The organism is Isosphaeraceae bacterium EP7 (assembly GCA_038400315.1).
In the GTDB taxonomy this organism is placed as follows: domain Bacteria; phylum Planctomycetota; class Planctomycetia; order Isosphaerales; family Isosphaeraceae; genus EP7.
This window is the reverse complement of the sequence record CP151667.1, coordinates 1,293,112-1,312,445: the sequence shown is the minus strand read 5'-3', so window position 1 is coordinate 1,312,445 and position 19,334 is coordinate 1,293,112. Positions and strand designations below refer to the sequence as shown.

The window sequence follows — 19,334 nt, the reverse complement described above, 5'->3', positions numbered from 1 at the left end:
GCTGCCCGCAGCGACCCCCCGGGACCTCCCGTGACGCCGCCCCAATCCCACGACCGTACAAGATGGGGGCCCCACGCCGCAACCTCCGCCCGACACCCGTTCACATCAACGTCCGACGATCCATCCCCCGCCGCCCGCAAAAATCGCCGGATGGCACTTGACGATCCGACAACTGACCGGGACACTGTATCAGTCAACCAACACAGTAGACAGGGCTCTACCATGCTCTTCCACATTGAGGCGGGAGACGGGCGGCCGTTCTACGCGCAGATCGCGGCCCAGGTCAAATATGCGATCGCTGCGGGCATCTTGCGGCCGGGGGACCTGGTCCCCTCGGTGCGCGAGGTCGCCAAGCAGCTCGTGGTCAACCCGAACACGGTGGCGCGGGCCTACCGCGACTTGCAGGTCGAGGAGGTCCTCTCGCCGGTGCGCGGGACCGGCCTTCAGGTGGCGGCCGATGCCCTGGCGCATTGCCTGGAGGAGAGGATCGATTTCGTCCGCGGGCGGCTGCGTGCCGCCATTGACGAAGCCAGGCGCAGCGGCCTGGACGCGGGCGAGATCGACGCCGTCTGGCGCGAGGAATGGGCACGCTACGAACAGATCAACCGGGACGACGCCGACGCGGCGACGGCCAACAACCAGGGGGGGACGCGGCGATGACGCGCATGAATAGCATGGCCATCGGCAGGCCGGCCGACGACGCAATCGTCATCCGGGGGATGACCAAGATCTACCGCGGGAACGTGGCCGTCGACCGCCTCGACCTGGTCGTCCCCGCCGGCTCGGTCTTCGGCCTCCTCGGCGAGAACGGCGCAGGCAAGACAACGACCATCCGCAGCCTGATTGGCCTGGTCACCCCCGACTTCGGCTCGATCAGCGTCCTGGGCATCGATTCCACCAGGCAAGGCATCGAGGTCCGGCGGCGCATCGGCTACGTGCCCGAGCAGCCGGCGCTTTATGAGTGGATGTCCGTCGGCGAGATCGGCTGGTTCGCCGCCGGCTTCCACCCCGAATGCCCCGGGGGCGTCTACGGCTACCAGACGCGGTTCAACGAACTGGCGGCTGGGTTCGGCCTCCCCGGAAACCGCAAGATTCGCGCCCTCTCGAAGGGAATGAAGGCGAAGGTTTCCCTCTCGTTGGCCCTGGCGGGCGAGCCGGGCCTCTTGATCCTCGATGAGCCGACCTCGGGGCTCGACGCTCTCGTCCGTCGCGACTTCCTCCAGAGCATGGTGGAGCTGGCCGGCGCGGGCCGCACGGTGCTCCTCTCCAGCCATCAGATCGGCGAGGTTGAGCGCGTCGCCAGCCACGTCGCGCTGATGCATAAGGGGAAGCTCATCCTCGCCGAGCCCCTCGACGAGCTGCGTGCTCGCACGTTCCTGCTGGAACTGAGCTTCGCCGACCGCGATCACCCGCTCTCCCCCCCGCCCAACTCTCCCCTGGAACTGGTGGACGCCGACGACGAGCCGAGGCAGGCTCGATGGCTGGTCCACGCCCCGAGTCGCGCCGCGTGCGAAGCCTTGCGGAGCATCCCCAGCGTGATCGGCCTGGAGATCAAGATGCCCACGCTGGAAGACATCTACATTGCGTACATGAGAGGTCGGAACGAGGCCAATCAAGGCCCGCGCCCCTCCCTGGCCGTCCACGTCGCCTGACGCTTCCAGAACACTCCAAATCGGGGACAAGGCCGATGCTCAAGCGACTCATCTGGAAGGAGTGGCGCACCATCGGGCCACTCTGGGCGACCGTGCTCCTGGCGGTCTGCGTGCTCGAATGTTTCATGCTCTACCTCGGCAACGAGCAGATCAGGCATGGCGGACTCTACTGGCTGGCCATCCTCTCCTCGGTCATCTATGCCTGCACGGCCGCGGCGGCCGCCTTCGCCGCCGAACGCGAGGTGCAAACGCTCAGCCTGCTCGACGCGATGGGCGTCGACCGCCCGCATCTCTGGACGGGCAAGCTGCTGTTCTCGGTCGCCAGCACCATCGTGCTTGCTCAGGCACTGCTCGGATTCGCCGCCCTGGGCAGCCATCCGGACACCCTCGACAAGCTGAGCTGGGGGCTCGTCGGGGGCGTCGCCTTCATGCTCGTCGAGGCCATCTGCTGGGGATTGTTCTGGTCGGCCCTCTGCTCAACCGCGCTCCGCGCCGCGTTGGGGACGATCGTGAGCCTTTCCGCCACGCTGACAATCCAGGGCAAGATCACCGCCCTCGACCAACAATTCCTGAACAACTCACTGGACCTCTTCCATGGGACGACGTTCTTCATTCGGGTGGGCATCTCGCTGCTGACACTGGGCCTCTCATGGTATCTGATGAACCGTCGGGCCACCGATAAGTTGACGATGTTCTCTTCGGACGAGTCCATCGGCGGCGCCAGGCTGGCGTCCTACCCGATGGAGAAATCGTCACGCTGGAAAGCGACGGCCCGGTCGATCCGCTGGCAGTCGTGGCAAGAAGGCAGGAGGACTCTTCTCGGGTTGGTCGTGCTGGCCTTCTGCGTCCCGCTGCTGCATTTCTACGTCGACTGGAGGACGAACGACCTCTGGATCGTCCTCCTCCTCCCCTGGATGATCGCCTCGCTGAGCACAGGCATCGCCACCTTCGAGCCGGAGAATCGCGGCCGGACCTATCGATTCCTGGCCCATCATGGGGTCCGGCCCTGGTGGATCTGGTTCAACAAGCTGAGGTTCTGGCTGCTTCCCCTGACGGCCTTCGGAGCATTCCTCCTGCTCTACGGCTTCCTGTTCTCCGGATGGATTTGGGGCTCGCCTCCCGCCGGGAAAGCGTTGCCGATTCTCCTCCAGATCATTCAGAGCCAGCCGATCTGGTTCCCGTTGATGGTGCTCTTGTATCTCCTCTCGCCGGTGCTCGTAGGGCTCATCACGTTCTCGATCGGCCAACTGCTGGCGATGGTGATTCCCCGTGGGATCACCGCGTGGCTCTGCGCGTTGCTGCTGCTGATCCCCTTCGTCGCGTTCCCGATCGCCTTGATTGTTGGCCGGCTGATGTCGGGGTGGATGCTCCCGCTCATCCCGCTCGTCTTCTTCGGTGCAAGCCTGGCCTGGAGCCGCGACTGGGTGGAAGGACGGAGAGGAATCCGGTCCTGGTCGAAGCTCGCGGCCCTTGTCCTGGTTCCCACAGTCAGTCTCTGCGTGATCTATACGATCGACCGGGCGACGGGCGTACCAGACATCGGCCCGCTGCCGACCACGGCTGCTCTGGTCTCCACGAATCTCCCGCCCGAGGCTAACGCCGCCGAGGTCTACCGCGCCGCGTACCTTGCCCTGATCGCCGACTCCGGAGCGAACCTCCCGGGTGGCATGAATTCCATGATGGGCATGGCGGCTCCCGAGGATGAATCGGTCGTCGAGACCAAGGCGGAGAACGAGGCCCAACCACCGGATGCCGAAGGGATCCGGCGGCATTCGAATGTTCTCGGGCTCATTCGCGAAGCGGCGGCCATGCCGCTTTCCCAGTTCGGTAAGGTCTCGCCCCGCATCTTCGAGGGGAATCCCGATCGAATCCCGATGCAGCAGCTCCAGGCCCTGATTGAAAACGAATTCAAGACCCATCTCGAACGCAAAGATCTGGGTGCGGCCTGGAACGATGTCATGACGCTATTCAGGATGGCCAATCATCTCGGGCAGACCACGCCTCAGTTCTATCAGACCCTCGAAGCCGCGGAGATCCATGCAGTCGCCTGTCAGGCGGCGCTCGACTGGACGCTCGCCCCGGATCAGACGGAGGAGCGACTCCAGGGCAAATTGAAGGAACTCGAATCGCTTCCCGCGCCGCCTTCCGCCGTGATCGCCCTTGAATCGCAGGCAGCCTCCCAGGACCTCTTCCTCGGCCTGCCGAAGGAGGAGTTCAAAGATCTCCTCGTGTCCAGCGGCTATTTCGGGGATCTGAAGAATCGGGGCTCATTCGAGAGCACCATCCAGTTGCCGGCACTTTCATTTCCGTGGGAACGAGAGAGGGCAAGGCGGGCCATGCGGCTCCAGAACACCGCCTACGTCGCGGTCGCAGCGGTCGAACCATATCGAAGAAACAGCCACTCCGCATGGGAGAATCAGAATTGGCTAGGGGGTCCGATTCCGCCCCCGACGATGCCCGGACAGCCCGACTGGAAAACGCTCCAGTGGGCCCTCATGAGTACTCCCCTACTCCAATACTTGCGGATTAACGAATCCTGGATCATCGATCGCTGCGATCTCGAGTTGAACCGGCGCCGGATGCTCACGATGGCGATGGCGATCCAGGCCTGGCGACTCGGACACGATGGGACGATGCCTTCGTCGCTGGACCTGCTTGTGCCCGGATGCCTCCCCGATCTGTCCATCGATCCATTCTCGGGCGAACCGTATCGGGTCTTCCTGAGCAACGGAACGCTCGGCCCACTCGATCGAATTCCCGAGTCCGACAAATCGAATCCCGGTCAGGCGATGCCCCCCTTGCTGCCTTCCCAATATCCGCCTCCAGGCCGTTTCTTCGAGCAAAGGTATCCCGATGCGCGGAAGCTACTTCAACCTCTGAAGCCGGGCTACCCGCTCATCATCGGATTCGGCCCGGATCGACAATGGAACCAGGGGACGATGAACGCCTCGGCAGGACAGCCAGAGGACCTGATCCTGGTCCTGCCCCGTGTCATCCGCACGCAGCCATCGACGCCGGACGAAGCTGCCAACCCTTGATCGATGACCGGGAATGCGTTCGAATCGAACCCGCCCCGCGGAGCATTTCCGCGGGGCGGGTTCGATTCGAACGCTCGGTTGGCTCAGCTGATCCCGCCGCCTTCATCGGCCGGCGAGTCGGCGTGGACATCACGGTGGATGCCCAGGATGCCGTCGGTAAAATGGGAGCCCGCGACGAGGTCGGCCAGGTTCCCTCCCTCGCCCTTCGGGGCTGGGAAGAAGCTGTAGAGGACGGGCATCAGGTATCGGGTCAGGCCCAGGGTCACGAGCATGCCGCCGACGACCACGATGGCCAGCGGCTTCTGGGCCTGCGAGCCGATCGAGTTGGCGACGGCCGCCGGCAGCAGCCCGAGCGCGGCAGTCAGGCTAGTCATGACGACGGGCCGAACACGCAGCTCGGCTCCTCGCATCACGGCCTCGCGCACGGGAAGTCCGGCGGCTCGCATCTGATTGAAGTAGGAGATGAGCAGCACCCCGTCCTGCACCGCGACGCCGAAGATTGAGATGAACCCGACCGCAGCCGAGATCGAGAACGGCGTGCCCGTCAACTTCAGGGCCCAGATCCCTCCCATCGTCGCGGCCAGCACGTTGGCCATGACCAGGAGCGCATCCTTCATCGAGTTGAACGCGGTGTACAGCAGCACCATGATCAGGACGATCGACAGAGGGACGATCCACATCAAGCGGGCATTGGCCTCCTGCATCTGGGCGAACTCGCCCGACCACTCGATGCGGTAGCCTTGCGGGAGCTTCGCACCGGTCTTAGGATCGTCGACCTTGATCCGGGCCTCGTCGATGGCCGAGGCCAGGTCGCGGCCGTTGACGGCGAACTTGATCGGGATGTAGCGCTGGTTGTTCTCGCGGTAGATATAAGAGGCCCCCGGCGTATGCGGCTCGATTCGGGCGAGTTGCGCCAGCGGGAGCGAGGCCTGAGTCTTCCCCTTCGTGGTCGGCACATCGATCGGAATCCGGCCGATCATGTTGGGGTCGTTTCGCAGGTCTTCGGGCAGGCGCAGGACGATGTCGTAGAGCTTCTCCCCCTCGACCATCCGCGAGAACGCACGGCCACCGATTGCTACCTGAGCCGCCGCCTCGACGTCGTCGACGTTGATCCCGTAGCGGGCACACGCCGCGCGGTCGATGTGGATCTCCAGGTTCGGCTGGCCGAGGATGTGGAAAAGGCCCACATTGGTGATGCCCGGCACCTTCCGGAGGACGTTGGCGACCCGCTGGCCGGAGGCCTCCAGAGTCTGGAGGTCGTTGCCGAAGAGCTTGACGGAGTTGGCCCCCTTCACGCCCGAGAGGGCCTCCTCGACGTTGTCGCGGATGAGCTGGGAGAAGTTGAAGTCGACGCCTGGGAACTCGGCGAACCGCTTGGTCATCTCCTCTTCGATTTCCTGCCGTGTGATCGGCCGATCCCAGAGGTGGCGGCCCATCACGATGTACGGCTTCTTGCGCCAGTGCTCCATGGGCAAGAGGGGCGCGTTGAACTCCAGGTTGAAGAAGCTGGTCACGTCGGTGCCGTCGTCGGGCCGGCCGACGTGCGACATCACACCGCGGATTTCGGGAGTCTCGGCGATCACCCGACGGAGGCGGGGCGCCATTCGCGCGGCCTCTTCCAGCGAGACGGTGCGCGGGAGAATGGCCCTGATCCAGAGGTTGCCCTCTTCGAGCTCGGGCATGAACTCGCCGCCCAGCGTCGGGACCAGGGTCATCGTGAAAATGAGCAGCCCCATCATGACGGCGAGCGTCAGCCATCGGTGGTTGAGGATCCGGTTGAGCTGCTTCAGGTAGCCCCGCTTCATCAAGATGTCGACGAACGTCTCTTTCTCTTCGGTCTTGTTCTTGAAGAAGAACGAGCAGAGCACCGGGGCCAGCGTGAGCGCCAGCAGCAAGGCGCCGAAGATGGCGAAGGCGTACGTGTTGGCCATCGGGCCGAAGAGCGCCCCCTCCGGTCCGGTCATGGCGAAGAGCGGCAGGAACGCGCAGACGATGATCGCCGTCGAGAAGAAGAGCGCCCGCTCGATCTCGTGGGACGCCTCGGTGATGCGCTGGATGAGCGATTTGGAGCGGTCGGCCGAGTGCGACGTGATGTGGCGGAAGATGTTTTCGACGATGATGACCGAGCTGTCCACGATGATCCCGAAGTCGACCGCGCCGATCGACAGCAGGTTGGCGCTCTTCCCCTGGAGGTAGAGCACCGTCACCGAAAACAAGAGCGCCAGCGGGATCATGATGGCGACGATCCCGGCGCTGGCCAAGTCGCCCAGGAAGACGAGCAGCACCACCACGACCAGGATCATCCCCACGACGAGGTTGTGCAGCACGTTGTGGGTGGTGACGTGAACCAGGTCGGTCCGCTGGTTGAAGACCTTGATCCGCATCCCTTTGGGGAGCATCCCGCCCGACTGGATCTGCTTGATCTTGGTGGAGACGGCCTCGGCGGTCGCCAGCGAGTTGCCGTACTTCCGCATCAGGACGATGCCCTCGATCACGTCATTCTCGGCGTTACGTCCGACGATGCCGAGCCTCGGGCGATTGCCGACCACGACCTGGGCCACCTGTTTGACGTAGATCGGCACACCGGCGTTGGAGTCGACCACGACGTTGCCGATGTCTTCGAGCTTGCGGTTCTCGATCTCGGCCGCCCGATCGGAGAGCGCTGGGTCGAGCGGGTCGACGCCGCCGCCGAGCAGGCCGATGACCCGGACGTTGTGCGACTGGACGCCCAGGCTCAGGACGTCGCCGCCGACGTTGGCGTTGGACTGCGCGATGGCGTCCTCAACCTGATTCAAGGTCACGCCATACCGCTTCATCAGGCGGACGTCGACGAGCACCTGATACTGCTTGATCGTCCCGCCGTAGCCGGTCACGTCCATCACGCCGGGGACCTGCTTCAGCGACCGGTTGAGCACCCAGTCCTGAACGGCCTTGAGCTGGTTCGTGGTGTAAGCGGGGCCTTCCAGGACGTAGCGGACAATCTCGCCGGTCGGGCTCCAGGGCGACAGGACGGGGATGACCCCCCTGGGCAGGCTGTCGAGCGCGCCGATCCGGTTGATGACCTCCTGACGGGCCGCGTAGTAGTCGGACCCGTAGGCGAACTGGCATTTGATGTCGTTGAGGCCGGCCACGGAGGTGCTTCGCATGTCCTCCAGGTTGGGCATCCCGTTGAGCGCCGTCTCCAGCGGAATGCCGATCAGACGCTCCATCTCCTCGGGGCTTGCCCCGGGATTCTGGGTGATGATCTCGACCAGCGGCGGGGTCGGGTCGGGGTAAGCTTCGACGTTGAGATTGATCGCCGAGTGGATCCCCGCGCCGATGAGGGCGAAGACGGCCAATAGCACGATCAGGCGATTGTGCAAGGCCCACGAGATAATGGCACGAACCATGGGCGCGAAGTCCCTTGCAGCGAGGGAGATGGGGAGGAGCACCGAGGATGGAAAGCCGAACGTCGCGGATCAAGCCCCGAGCAAGGGGATTGATCGCAGACCGTTGACCAGACCGACCCCCCGCAAACGCGCGAGGGTCGTGAGGAATACGCCGTCGAGGACGAACACAGAACGGACCAACTTCAACAACGCAAGTGGTTCGTGATCAACCAATTGCGCCGATGAATCACGCCCCCTGTTCGGAGGTCGTGGGCCAGGTCGGAGTCGTGAAGTCTCGCGACGAACCGGGATCCGACGCGAAGGGCGTTGACCTCGTGGCCGTCCCCATCCTCGGGGTCCGGAACCTCATCTCCGAGCTCGCTCGCGTCGAACTGCGGCATCAGTGGGAACTTAGCCGGACGCGAGGCTCGGACGTGGCAAACCGAAGTGATCTCGCGGAATGCCGGCGTCTCGACGCTCGGCCGCAGGAAGTCGACGCAAGGACGACCTCCCGGGAGCAGGGAGCCGATCAAACAGACGATCAGGGCGATTCGGCGATTCGCGGTCATTCGACCCATCTCCCCGACCGCCGCGCGCAACTTCGCTCGTCGAGTTGCCCGATCTCAGGGTAGCCGATCCGCACCGCAAGTCGAGGGCATTTTCGGCCGACATCGCGCATGCGTCATCTCTTAATTCTGTCGGTCGATCCGATTCGGTCGCGGCCGCATTGCCGTCTGAGGGCAGGCTGGTCATACCCTGGGACGCCGGATGGCCCCTGGCTCAGATGAGTCGATTAGGCTTAACTGAAAGATTTGCGACATTTCCTGACGTCATTGTCCGTAGACCACATGTGGGAGGTTCATGCGTGCGCTCGGGGAAATGGGTGAATCTCTCTCCAGCGGCTCGCGAGTCTTCGCCGCAAGCCGGATGAATGCCATGGGTTACAATTCAGTCCGCCTGGGACAGGTTGAGCGACGCCGCGAGCGACTCGGATGATGAATCGAAAAAACATGACCAAAATTCCCGACCTCTCCCTGGCTGCATTTCGTCCGCAAGTTAGAGTCATGACAACTCTCGAGCCTCTCCCAGCGCTTCGCGAGAGCCCTTCCTACCACGAACTCGCGCCGATGGCTCCTGGCTTCCTCATGACCGACAACGATGGATCAACGGACCCGAGTTTGTCTCCCTCTCCCGAGACTCGGCCGGACATGCAGATCGGGGTCGATGCCGCCCGGATCCTGCTCGCAGCCGCGCGAAGTCTGGGCGGCGATGACAACCAGCCGGCCCTGGCGCGATTCCGCCGGGTCGCCGGCGAGTACGAGGACCTTCTGCGCAGGCCGATCGGCTACCTGCCGATTCACGAAGTCTCGCCCTTCGTCATCATGCGAGATGGCAGCCGGAAGACGATCCTCGCCATGATCGAGGAATCGAACGACGACGACGACGACCGACTCCGCCTCGCACAACTCCTCCTCAGGAGCCTGGAGTGGCGGATGCCTCGTTGAGCGCCGCCGGGCCACGGGGCTGGGTCGTATGCTTGACGGGCGGGAATGGTACAATTGTTGTTGAGCGTCCGTCGGGTCGGGGAGCAATCCCGGCTTCCGGCCGAACCGGACAGGCCGCGTGGGGTCCCCCGATGGCAGAGGCTCGAAGTCCGAAATTCGGCCGGCTCCTGGTCACGTTCGCCCTGATCGCCACGCTCAGGATCGGCGCGGACAGCCCCGCGCACGCTGCCGAGCCAGCGAGGGCGGTCGACTTCAACCGAGACGTCAGGCCGATCCTCTCCAGGCATTGCTTCGCCTGCCACGGTCAGGACGACGCCCAGCGGGCCCGTGGGCTCAGGCTCGACCACCTGGCCGACGCGACGAAGGAACTCAAGAGCGGCGCCCGCGCCATCGTCCCGGGAGAGCCAGACGAAAGCGAGTTGCTCGCCCGGATCGTCGACGAGGACGAGACGTCGCGGATGCCGCCCAAGAAGTCGGGCGATCGCCTGGCCACAGCGGAGGTCGAAACCCTCAGGCGTTGGATCGAGCAGGGGGCGACTTTCGCCGAGCACTGGTCGTTCACCGCCCCCGTCGCCCGGCCGCTCCCCGCGGTCAAACGCGCGGACTGGCCCAGGAACGGAGTGGATGCCTGGATCCTCGGTCGGCTGGAACGCGAAGGGCTCGCCCCGTCGCCCGAGGCCGATCGCTTCGCCCTGCTCCGCCGCCTGAGCCTCGACCTCCGGGGGCTCCCGCCGACTCCCGCCGAGGTGGCCGACTTCGCCCGCGACGATGCGCCGGATGCCTACGAGCGTGCGGTCGACCGCCTGATCCAGGATCCCGCCTTTGGCGAGCGCCGGGCGCGCCACTGGCTCGACCTGGCACGCTACGCCGACTCGTCGGGCTTTGGTTCCGACCCGCTCCGGACGATCTGGCGTTATCGCGACTGGGTCATCGACGCCTTTAACGGGAATCAGCCGTATAACGAGTTCACGATCGACCAGATCGCCGGCGACCTGCGGCCCGCCCCCACGCTCTCTCAGACGATGGCCACGGCGTTCCACCGGAACACGATGACCAATACCGAGGGAGGGACCGACGACGAGGAATTCCGCGTCGCCGCCGTCAAGGACCGCGTGGACACGACCCTTCAGGTCTGGATGGGCCTGACGATGGGCTGTGCCAAGTGCCACACGCACAAGTATGACCCGATCACTCACGACGATTACTATCGGACCTACGCGGTCTTCAACCAGACCCAGGACAACGATCAGCCCAACGAAGCCCCGACCATCCCGGCGCCCTCCCCCGCCCTTCTCGACAGAATCCGGGAACTCGACGCGAAGATCGGCGAGCAGAAAGCGATGCTCGCCGCCCGCACACCGGAGCTTGCCGCCTCGCAGGACCGCTGGGAACGGACGCTCGTGCTCGCGGAAGGCGCGGAGCCAGACCCCGGCAGTCGCGTCGCGACGCCGGCCGACGTGCTGGCGGCGGCGGACCTCGCCCCGGCGGATCGGAGCCCGGCCCAGGTCGATCGCCTGTTTACCTATTTCCGGACGATCGCCCCTGAGACGAAGTCCATTCGTGGCGAGATCGCTCGCCTGGAAGCATCCAGGCCTGCCGTCCCTACGCTGCCGATCCTGGCGGAATTGCCCTCGGCCACGCGCCGGACCACTCACCTGATGGTCAAGGGCAACCACCTCGACCCAGGCCACAAGGTCGAGCCGGGTGTCCCGGGTGCATTCCACCCGCTCAATCCCGGCGATGCGGCCGACCGGATGGGGCTGGCCCGCTGGCTGGTGGATTCCAGGAATCCGTTGACCGCGCGTGTCGAGGTGAATCGAATTTGGGGCGAGTTGTTCGGCGCCGGCCTGGTTGAGACCGAGGAAGACTTTGGCACCCAGGGAGAGCTGCCGAGCCATCCCGAGCTGCTCGACTGGCTGGCCCTGGAATTGATCGGGCTCGACTGGGATACCAAGGCGCTGATCCGGACCATCGTGACGTCGTCCACCTATCGGCAGTCATCGAAGGTGAACCCGGAACTGATCGCCCGCGACCCCAAAAACCGGCTGCTGGCGCGGGCGCCCCGCTATCGGCTCGAGGCCGAGACGGTGCGAGACCAGGCCCTCAGCCTCAGCGGCCTGCTCAGCCGCAAGATGAACGGCCCGTCGGTCTTCCCGTACCAACCCGGCGGGCTCTGGCAGGCCGCGTTCAATGGTGAGCGGACCTGGGCAACCAGCGACGGCGAGGACCGGCATCGCCGCGGCCTCTACACGTTCTGGCGGCGGACGACCCCCTACCCGTCGATGACCGCCTTCGATGCCCCTAGCCGCGAGACCTGCGCGATCAGGCGGATCAGGACGAACACCCCCTTGCAGGCGTTCGTCACCATGAACGACCCAGTCTACGTCGAGGCGTCGCAGGCGCTCGCCCGTCGAATGGTCCGCGAAGGGGGTTCCGACGATCGGTCGCGCGCCCGGTTCGGGCTTGAGCTTTGCCTCGGTCGGCCCGCCACCGACGATCAGGTCGACCGGATCGAGCAACTCTATCGCGGCGAGCGGGACCACTATCGGTCCCACTCTGAGGACGCGAAGGCACTGGCCACCGAGCCGCTTGGCCCTCTCCCCGAGGGGATGGCGGCCGACGAGCTGGCGGCCTGGACCACGATCGCCAACGTGCTCTTGAACCTCGACGGCGTCCTGACCCGAGGCTGATCCGATGGAATTCCCGCTCCAGCGAGCCCGCGCCGCCACCCGACGCCAGTTCCTCGTCGATTCACAGGCGGGCCTGGGCGCCTTCGCCCTGGCGGCGCTGTCCGGCAAGCTCGGCCGCGCCGCCGATCTCGCGCCGAGGCCTTCCACCGGCGACCCGATGTCGCCCCGTCCGCCTCAGTTCCCGGCGAAAGCGAAGCGGGTCATCTACCTGCATATGTCCGGCGCCCCGCCGCAGCAAGACCTCTTCGAGTACAAGCCCGAGCTGGTCAAGCATCACCTGAAGCCCTGCCCCGACGAGCTGCTGAAGGGGCAGAAGTTCGCCTTCATCAAGGGTCACCCCGTCCTGTTGGGCTCCCCCTATAAATTCGAACGCAGGGGCCAGTGCGGCACCTGGATGAGCGAACTGCTGCCGAAGCTGGCCGACCACGCCGACGAGCTCGCCATCATCCGGTCGATGCACACCGACCAGTTCAACCATGGCCCGGCCGAGCTGTTCCTGTATACCGGCAGCGCCCGCAACGGCGGCGCGGCGATGGGGTCGTGGGTGACTTACGGGCTGGGCAGCGAGAACGACAACCTGCCTGGGTTCGTCGTCCTGATCAGCGGCGGGACCGACCCGACCGGGGGCAAGGCGCTCTGGAGCACCGGATTTCTCCCCTCGGTCTACCAGGGGGTGCAGTGCCGGACGTCGGGCGACCCGATCCTGTATGTGTCGAACCCGAAGGGGATGGACCGCGAAGCCCGTCGCCGGAGCCTGGACGCGCTCCGGGCGCTCAACGAGACCGAGCTGGAGCGCTACGGCGACCCGGAGACACTGACGCGGATCAGCCAATACGAGCTCGCCTTCCGGATGCAGATGTCGGTGCCCGAGGTGATGGACATCCGCCAGGAGCCGGCCCGCGTGCAGGAAGAGTACGGGGCCCAGCCTGGCGCGTCATCCTTTGCCAACAACTGCCTGCTGGCCCGCCGGCTGGTCGAGCGCGGCGTCCGGTACGTCCAGCTTTATGACTGGGGCTGGGACACCCACGGCACCGCGGCCAGCAACGACATCGTCACGCATCTTCCGGCGAAGTGTAAGGAGGTCGACCGCCCGATCGCCGCCCTGCTGGCCGACCTGAAGCGGACCGGGCTGCTGGACGAGACGCTGGTGATCTGGGGGGGTGAGTTCGGTCGGACGTCGATGAACGAGGCGCGGGACGGATCGAAGTTCCTGGGCCGCGACCATCATCCGCAATGCTTCACGATCTGGATGGCCGGGGCCGGGATCAAGCCGGGGACCGACCTGGGCGCGACCGATGACCTGGGGACGCGGATCGTCGACAGCCCGATGACCGTCCATGACTTGCAGGCCACGGTTCTCCACCTGATGGGCCTGGACCCCTGGAAGTTCACCTATCCGTTCCAGGGGTTGCAGAATCGCCTGATCGGCCCCGAGGGTGAGGCGAAGGTGCGGACCGAGCTGCTTGCCTGACCGGAGATCCAACAAGGGTTGGACCCGGGCGTAGATTCACCCCGAGGGCGCCGCTAGACTATCGGCCTTCGCGCGAGGCTCGATTCCAGAAGCGGCAACTCACGGGGTGCTCTAACGTGCGCAAAGCAACGTCGATCGATCGTCTCGGCCTGGCCCGCACGGCCATCGCCGCGCTGGCCTGTCTGGGCGGGGGCCAAGCCGCCCTCGCCGATGTCAAGCTGCCGGCCATCTTCGGCAGCCACATGGTCCTGCAGCGCGACCTTCCCGACAAGGTCTGGGGCTGGGCCGAGCCGGGCGAGGCGGTCACGGTCACCATCGCCGACCAGACCAAGACCACCAAAGCCGACGACAAGGGTCATTGGGCCCTGAACCTCGACCCGCTCAAGTCGGGGGGAAGCCCCCTGACCCTGACGGTCAAGGGGAAGAACACGGTCACGTTCGATGATGTTCTCGTCGGCGAGGTCTGGGTCTGCTCGGGCCAGTCCAACATGCAGTGGGAAGTCGCTCGGGCCAATGACCCCGACCTCGAGAGCCTGACGGCCAAGTTCCCCAACATCCGCTTCATCTCGGTGCCGCAGGTCGGCACGCAGGAGCTGAAGACGGATTTCAAGGGTGAATGGACCGCTTGCACGCCCGAGACGGTCAAGAGCTTCTCGGCGGTCGGCTACTTCTTCGGCCGCCAGCTCGCCCAGACGCTCGACGTGCCCATCGGCCTGATCGACGACGCCTGGGGGGGCTCGGCCTGCGAGGCCTGGGTCCGCCGCGACATCCTCAAAGCCGACCCCAAGTATGCCGAGCTGATGGCGCGTTGGGAGAAGATCGAGGCTGACTACCCGGCGAAGAAGGCCGAGTACGACAAGTCGGTCGAGGCCGCCAAGGCCGACCCCAAGCTCAAGCCTCTGGCCAACCCCGACGGCCTGATGAACGGCAACGCACGCCCGGGCAACATCTATAACGGCGTGCTCAAGCCGACGATCGGCTACGGCATCCGGGGCGCGATCTGGTACCAGGGCGAGAGCAACGCCAGCCGGGCCTACCAGTACCGCGACCTCTTCCCCTTGATGATCCAGAGCTGGCGCGACGAGTGGAAGATCGGCGACTTCCCGTTCTACTGGGTCCAGCTCGCCGACTTCCTGCCCGAGAAGCCCGAGCCCGGCGACAGCTCCTGGGCCGAGCTTCGCGAAGCCCAGACGCTGACCCTCAAGCTGCCCAAGACCGGCGAGGCCGTCATCATCGACCTGGGCGAAGCCAAGGACATCCACCCGACCAACAAGCAGGACGTCGCCAAGCGCCTGGCCCGCTGGGCACTGGCCAAGGATTACGGCATCCCGATCGCCTGCCAGAGCCCGACCTACAAGTCGATGGAGAAGCAAGGGAACAAGGTCGTCCTGACCCTCGACCATGCCGAACCTGGCCTGAAGACGTTCGACGTGGCCGAACCGATCGGGTTCTCGATCGCCGGCTCCGACCGCAGGTTCGTCGCGGCCAAGGCCAAGATCATCGGGCCCAACAAGGTCGAGGTCTGGTCCGATGAGATCAGCGATCCGGCCTCAGTCCGATACGCCTGGGCCGACAACCCCATCTGCAACGTCTACGGCCAGAATGGCCTACCCGTCAACCCTTTCCGCACCGACGACTGGCCGGGCGTGACCGCCAACAGTCACTGAGCCTGCCCCAGGCAGAGAGGGGGTCCGGCATGTTCGGGCCCCCGCCCAACTCCAGGAGTGATCTGATGCAGGCTCGAAATCGCGTTTGGCGAACGTTGCCCCTGGCCGCCCTGCTCGTCGCCGGCCTCGCCGCGACCGCGGACGCCGCCGATCGGCTGAAGGTGCTGCTCATCGACGGGCAGAACAACCACAACTGGAAGGCGATGCAGCCCGTTCTGGTCGACGCCCTCACCTCCACCGGCAGGTTCGACGTCGACGTTGCGACGACCCCGCCGCCGAAGTCGCCCGCCTCGGCATGGGACTCGTTCCGACCCGACTTCTCCAAGTACGCCGCCGTGGTCAGCAACTACAACGGCGAGGCCTGGCCCGAGCCGTTGAAGACCTCGCTGGAGAAGTACGTCTCCGGGGGCGGAGGGCTGGTCGTGGTTCACGCCGCCAACAACGCCTTCGCCGAGTGGCCCGCCTGGAACGAGATGATCGGCATGGGCTGGCGCGACAGCAAGTTCGGCGAGCGGCTGACGGTCGACGACTCGGGCAAGGTGGTCAAGTCGGCCAAGGGCGAGGGCCCCGGGGCAGGACACGGCCCGGCGCATGCCTATCCGGTCGTCGTGCGCGACGCCGACCATCCGATCACCAAAGGGATGCCCGCCCGATGGGCCCATCCCACCGACGAGCTCTACCACGGCCAGCGCGGGCCGGTCGAGCATATGCACATCCTGGCGACCGCCTACTCCGACAAGGCGAAGGGCGGGACCGGGACTAACGAACCGATGGCCTGGACGATCCCGGTCGGCAAGGGCCGCGTCTTCACCACGGTCCTGGGCCACGTCAACGGCGACGACACCACGGCGATCCGCTGCGTCGGCTTCCAGTCGCTGCTGTCCCGCGGCGCGGAATGGGCGGCCACCGGGAAGGTGACCCTCCCGCTGGCGGCCGACTTCCCCGCCGAGGCCGTGAAGGTCCGGCCGGCCGCGGCCCACTGACACCGAACCGGTGGAGCGATGCCCCAATCGGCATCGCTCCACCCCCCGAATCAGCCGTTCTTGCGGGCGAATTCGGTCATGAACGCGCTCAAGCTCTTGCAAGCGTCCTCGCCGATCGCGTTGTAGATCGACGCGCGGATGCCGCCGACGGAGCGATGACCGGCCAGTCCGACCATGCCGGCGGCCTGGGACTCGGCGATGAACTGCTTCTCCAGGGCCTCGGTCGGCAGGCGGAAGGTCACGTTCATCGACGAGCGTGAGCCGGCCTCGGCGTGCCCCTTGTAGTAGCCGCCGCTGCCGTCGATCGTCGCGTACAGCGAGCCGGACTTGGTCGCGTTGCGTGCGGCCACGCCTTCCAAGCCGCCCAGGCCGTCGATCCACTGGAGGACGAGGTCGAGGACGTAGATGCCGAAGCTGGGCGGGGTGTTGTACAGCGAGTTGTTCTTCACGTGGGTCGAGTACCTGAGCATCGTCGGGACCTTCGCGTTGGCCTGCTTCAGCCAGTCTTCGCGGAGGACAACGACGGTCACGCCCGACGGGCCGAGGTTCTTCTGGGCTCCGGCGTAGAGGAGCGAGAACTTCGATGCGTCGATGGGCCTCGACAGGATGTCGCTGCTCATGTCGGCGACCAGGTGGCGGCCACCCACGTCGGGGACGGACTGGAACTGCACCCCCTGGATGGTCTCGTTGGTGGTGTAGTGGACGTAGGCAGGGGTGGCCGAGAGCTTGATCTCGTCGGCGTTGGGCACCCTGGCGTAGTTGGACGCCTTGGTGGTCGCGGCGATGTGGGCCTCGCCGAAGAGGCCAACTTCCTCGACCGCCTTCTCGCCCCAGGAGCCTGTGACGATGTAGTCGGCCGTCCCCCCTTGGGGCAGGAAGTTCATCGGCAGGGTGGCGAACTGGGTCGAGGCGCCCCCCTGGACGAAGATGGCCCGATAGCCGTCGCCGACGCCGAGCAGCCGCTTCAGGGTCGCCTCGGCGCGGGCGTCGATGGCCTCGAACTCCTTGGAGCGGTGGCTCATCTCCATGATCGACATCCCGCGACCTTTGTAGTCGCGGAGTTCGGACTGGACCTGCTCCAGCACGGAGGGGGGGAGCATGGCGGGGCCGGCGTTGAAATTCAGCACGGAACTCATCGGAAGCGTCCTCGGACTCGCCTCGCCTCGGATCGTCGAGCCAACGGCAAGTCGCCGATTCTATCGAGTCGACCGCCCGGCGTGCCTCCCCATTCGGGTCGGAGGGTGCGTCGGTGCATCGCGCAGGCCCGTCTGCTAGAGTTGCCCGGGCCGAGCCACCCGTCCCACCCGACCGCGGAGACACCCCATGAACGAGCATGAATCGACACGAAGGGCCTGGATGCTCGAGGTTGGCGCGATCGGGCTCCTCGCGAGCGAACTCCGCGCCCAGGCGGCGGCAGCGGCCGACCCCGAAGCCGGGCCGCAGGCCGACCCGACGCTCATTCCCCGCGAGAACGAGCGTGAAGGGGCCAGGGACTGGCAGCTCACCCGGCTCAGGCTCGACTCGCCAACCGGCTACCGCAGCCCGTTCATCGAGGGCTACTGCTCGAAGCAGAGCGTGAAGGCCGGCGAGTCGATCGAGCTGAAGGTCTCGACCAACCCGCCCGGGCGGTTCGGCATCGAAGTCTTCCGGATGGGCTATTACGACGGCCGGGGGGCACGCCTGATGACCACCCTCGGACCGTTCCAAGGGAAGACCCAGCCCACCCCGCAGCCGGGGCCCGACGACCTGCACGAGTGCCGCTGGGAGACGACCGCCGAGTTGACCATCCCCGACGACTGGCCGAGTGGGGTCTATCTCGGCCGGCTCTCGCTGGTCGTCGCCGATGAGGTGGGCGTCCCCTGGCAGAGCTACGTCGTCTTCGTCGTCCGGGACGAACGGCCGGCCGACATCCTGGTCCAGTGCTCCGACAACACCTGGCAGGCCTACAACCGCTGGCCGACCCATTACTCGGTCTACACCAATCCCAAGGATACCCAGGGCCCCTGGTCGAAGGTCAGCTTCGACCGACCTTACGGCAAGGAGGCGCAGTACGAGTCGGTGGTCAGCGACCCCTTGACCGTCGGCTCGGGCGAGTTCCTGCCGTTTGAGTTCCCGCTGGCCTACTTCCTGGAGCAGCACGGCTACGACGTCAGCTATTGCTGCAACAGCGATATGATCACGCCCGACCGCGGCCTGCGCTGCAAGGCGTTCATCAGCGTAGGCCACGATGAGTACTGGGATATCCGCCAGTACAACAGCGTTCTGGCCATGCGCGACGCCGGGGTCAATCTGCTGTTCCTGTCGGGCAATTCGGTCTGCTGGGTGACGCCGCTGACCCCCTCCAGCGACGGACGACCCGCCCGCGTCATGTTCCGCGGCGGCCCTTACGGCGGCGAGCACGACCACGCCGTGCTCCGCGAGCGCCTCCACGGGCCGTTCCCGCACCGAGGGCCCGACGAGGGCTACCTGATCGGGGCACGCAACGTCGAGCCGGTCAACGGCGGCGGCGACTGGATCTGCACGAAGCCCGACCACTGGATCTTCGCCGGCACGGGCATGAAGCGGGGCGAGCACATCCCCGGCTTGATCGGCTGGGAGTACCACGGCGACCCGCCGGCCGACATCCCAGGGCTGGAGATCGTGGGCGAAGGGATCGCCTATGTCGGCGGGGTCACACCCCAGCGCTGGACGTCGACGATCTACCCGGGGCCCAAGGGGAACTTCGTCTTCAACGCGGCGACCATCTTCTGGGCGCAGGGGCTCAGCTCGCCCCCCGGCCACACCCTGCCCTGGACCCACTGGACCAGGCCGCACGGGCCCGACGACCGCGTTCAGACGATCACCCACAACCTGCTCCGGCGGGCGATCGGCGGGGCGGTCTGATCCGGGCATTCCCCGCCGCCTGCGAGCGTTCCCGGGTTCGTTTCGTTTCGCGGGCGGCACGAAATTTCCTGGGTTGC

Annotated in this window: 11 protein-coding genes; 9 read left to right on the top strand and 2 right to left on the bottom strand. The window is 65.9% G+C overall.

Annotated elements, in window-relative coordinates; genetic code table 11:
* The first annotated feature begins 222 nt into the window (after positions 1-222).
* Genes EP7_RS05130 through EP7_RS05120 form a run of 3 tightly spaced genes read left to right on the top strand, consistent with a single transcriptional unit; the run spans position 223 to position 4,690 of the window.
* Positions 223-660: a GntR family transcriptional regulator gene (locus EP7_RS05130; protein ID WP_463526515.1), complete on the top strand. Its 438-nt coding sequence runs from the start codon at positions 223-225 to the stop codon at positions 658-660.
* Entirely contained in the window at positions 657-1,652 is a 996-nt protein-coding gene (locus tag EP7_RS05125) for an ABC transporter ATP-binding protein (RefSeq protein WP_463526513.1), read from the top strand. Before EP7_RS05130 ends, EP7_RS05125 begins: the two co-directional genes overlap by 4 nt.
* A 35-nt stretch (positions 1,653-1,687) precedes the next feature.
* Positions 1,688-4,690 (top strand): EI24 domain-containing protein, encoded by a 3,003-nt coding sequence (locus EP7_RS05120; protein WP_463526512.1) that lies wholly within the window; start codon positions 1,688-1,690, stop codon positions 4,688-4,690.
* An 83-nt stretch (positions 4,691-4,773) separates the two neighbouring features.
* Here EP7_RS05120 and EP7_RS05115 read toward each other — a convergent pair whose 3' ends face one another.
* Positions 4,774-8,079 (bottom strand): efflux RND transporter permease subunit, encoded by a 3,306-nt coding sequence (locus EP7_RS05115; RefSeq protein ID WP_463526511.1) that lies wholly within the window; start codon positions 8,077-8,079, stop codon positions 4,774-4,776.
* Positions 8,080-9,266: 1,187 nt separating this feature from the next.
* Between EP7_RS05115 and EP7_RS05110 the strand changes: the two genes are divergently transcribed.
* The 5 genes from EP7_RS05110 (at position 9,267) to EP7_RS05090 (ending at position 16,374) form a co-directional block, all read left to right on the top strand.
* Positions 9,267-9,563 carry a hypothetical protein gene (locus tag EP7_RS05110; protein WP_463526509.1) on the top strand — a complete coding sequence of 99 codons (297 nt, stop codon included), beginning with the start codon at positions 9,267-9,269 and terminating at the stop codon, positions 9,561-9,563.
* Positions 9,564-9,694: 131 nt separating this feature from the next.
* A complete protein-coding gene (locus tag EP7_RS05105) occupies positions 9,695-12,253 on the top strand; it encodes a PSD1 and planctomycete cytochrome C domain-containing protein (RefSeq protein ID WP_463526508.1) in 2,559 nt (852 codons plus the stop codon).
* Positions 12,254-12,257: 4 nt separating this feature from the next.
* A complete protein-coding gene (locus EP7_RS05100; RefSeq protein ID WP_463526507.1) occupies positions 12,258-13,724 on the top strand; it encodes a DUF1501 domain-containing protein in 1,467 nt (488 codons plus the stop codon).
* A 116-nt stretch (positions 13,725-13,840) separates the two neighbouring features.
* Entirely contained in the window at positions 13,841-15,391 is a 1,551-nt protein-coding gene (locus tag EP7_RS05095) for a sialate O-acetylesterase (RefSeq protein WP_463526506.1), read from the top strand.
* 65 nt (positions 15,392-15,456) lie between these two features.
* A complete protein-coding gene (locus tag EP7_RS05090) occupies positions 15,457-16,374 on the top strand; it encodes a ThuA domain-containing protein (protein WP_463526505.1) in 918 nt (305 codons plus the stop codon).
* Positions 16,375-16,424: 50 nt separating this feature from the next.
* Here EP7_RS05090 and serC read toward each other — a convergent pair whose 3' ends face one another.
* Entirely contained in the window at positions 16,425-17,510 is a 1,086-nt protein-coding gene (serC, locus tag EP7_RS05085) for a 3-phosphoserine/phosphohydroxythreonine transaminase (RefSeq protein WP_463526504.1), read from the bottom strand.
* A gap of 187 nt (positions 17,511-17,697) precedes the next feature.
* Between serC and EP7_RS05080 the strand changes: the two genes are divergently transcribed.
* Positions 17,698-19,257, top strand: coding sequence for a N,N-dimethylformamidase beta subunit family domain-containing protein (locus EP7_RS05080; RefSeq protein WP_463526503.1), 1,560 nt, complete (start codon positions 17,698-17,700; stop codon positions 19,255-19,257).
* Positions 19,258-19,334 lie beyond the last annotated feature (77 nt).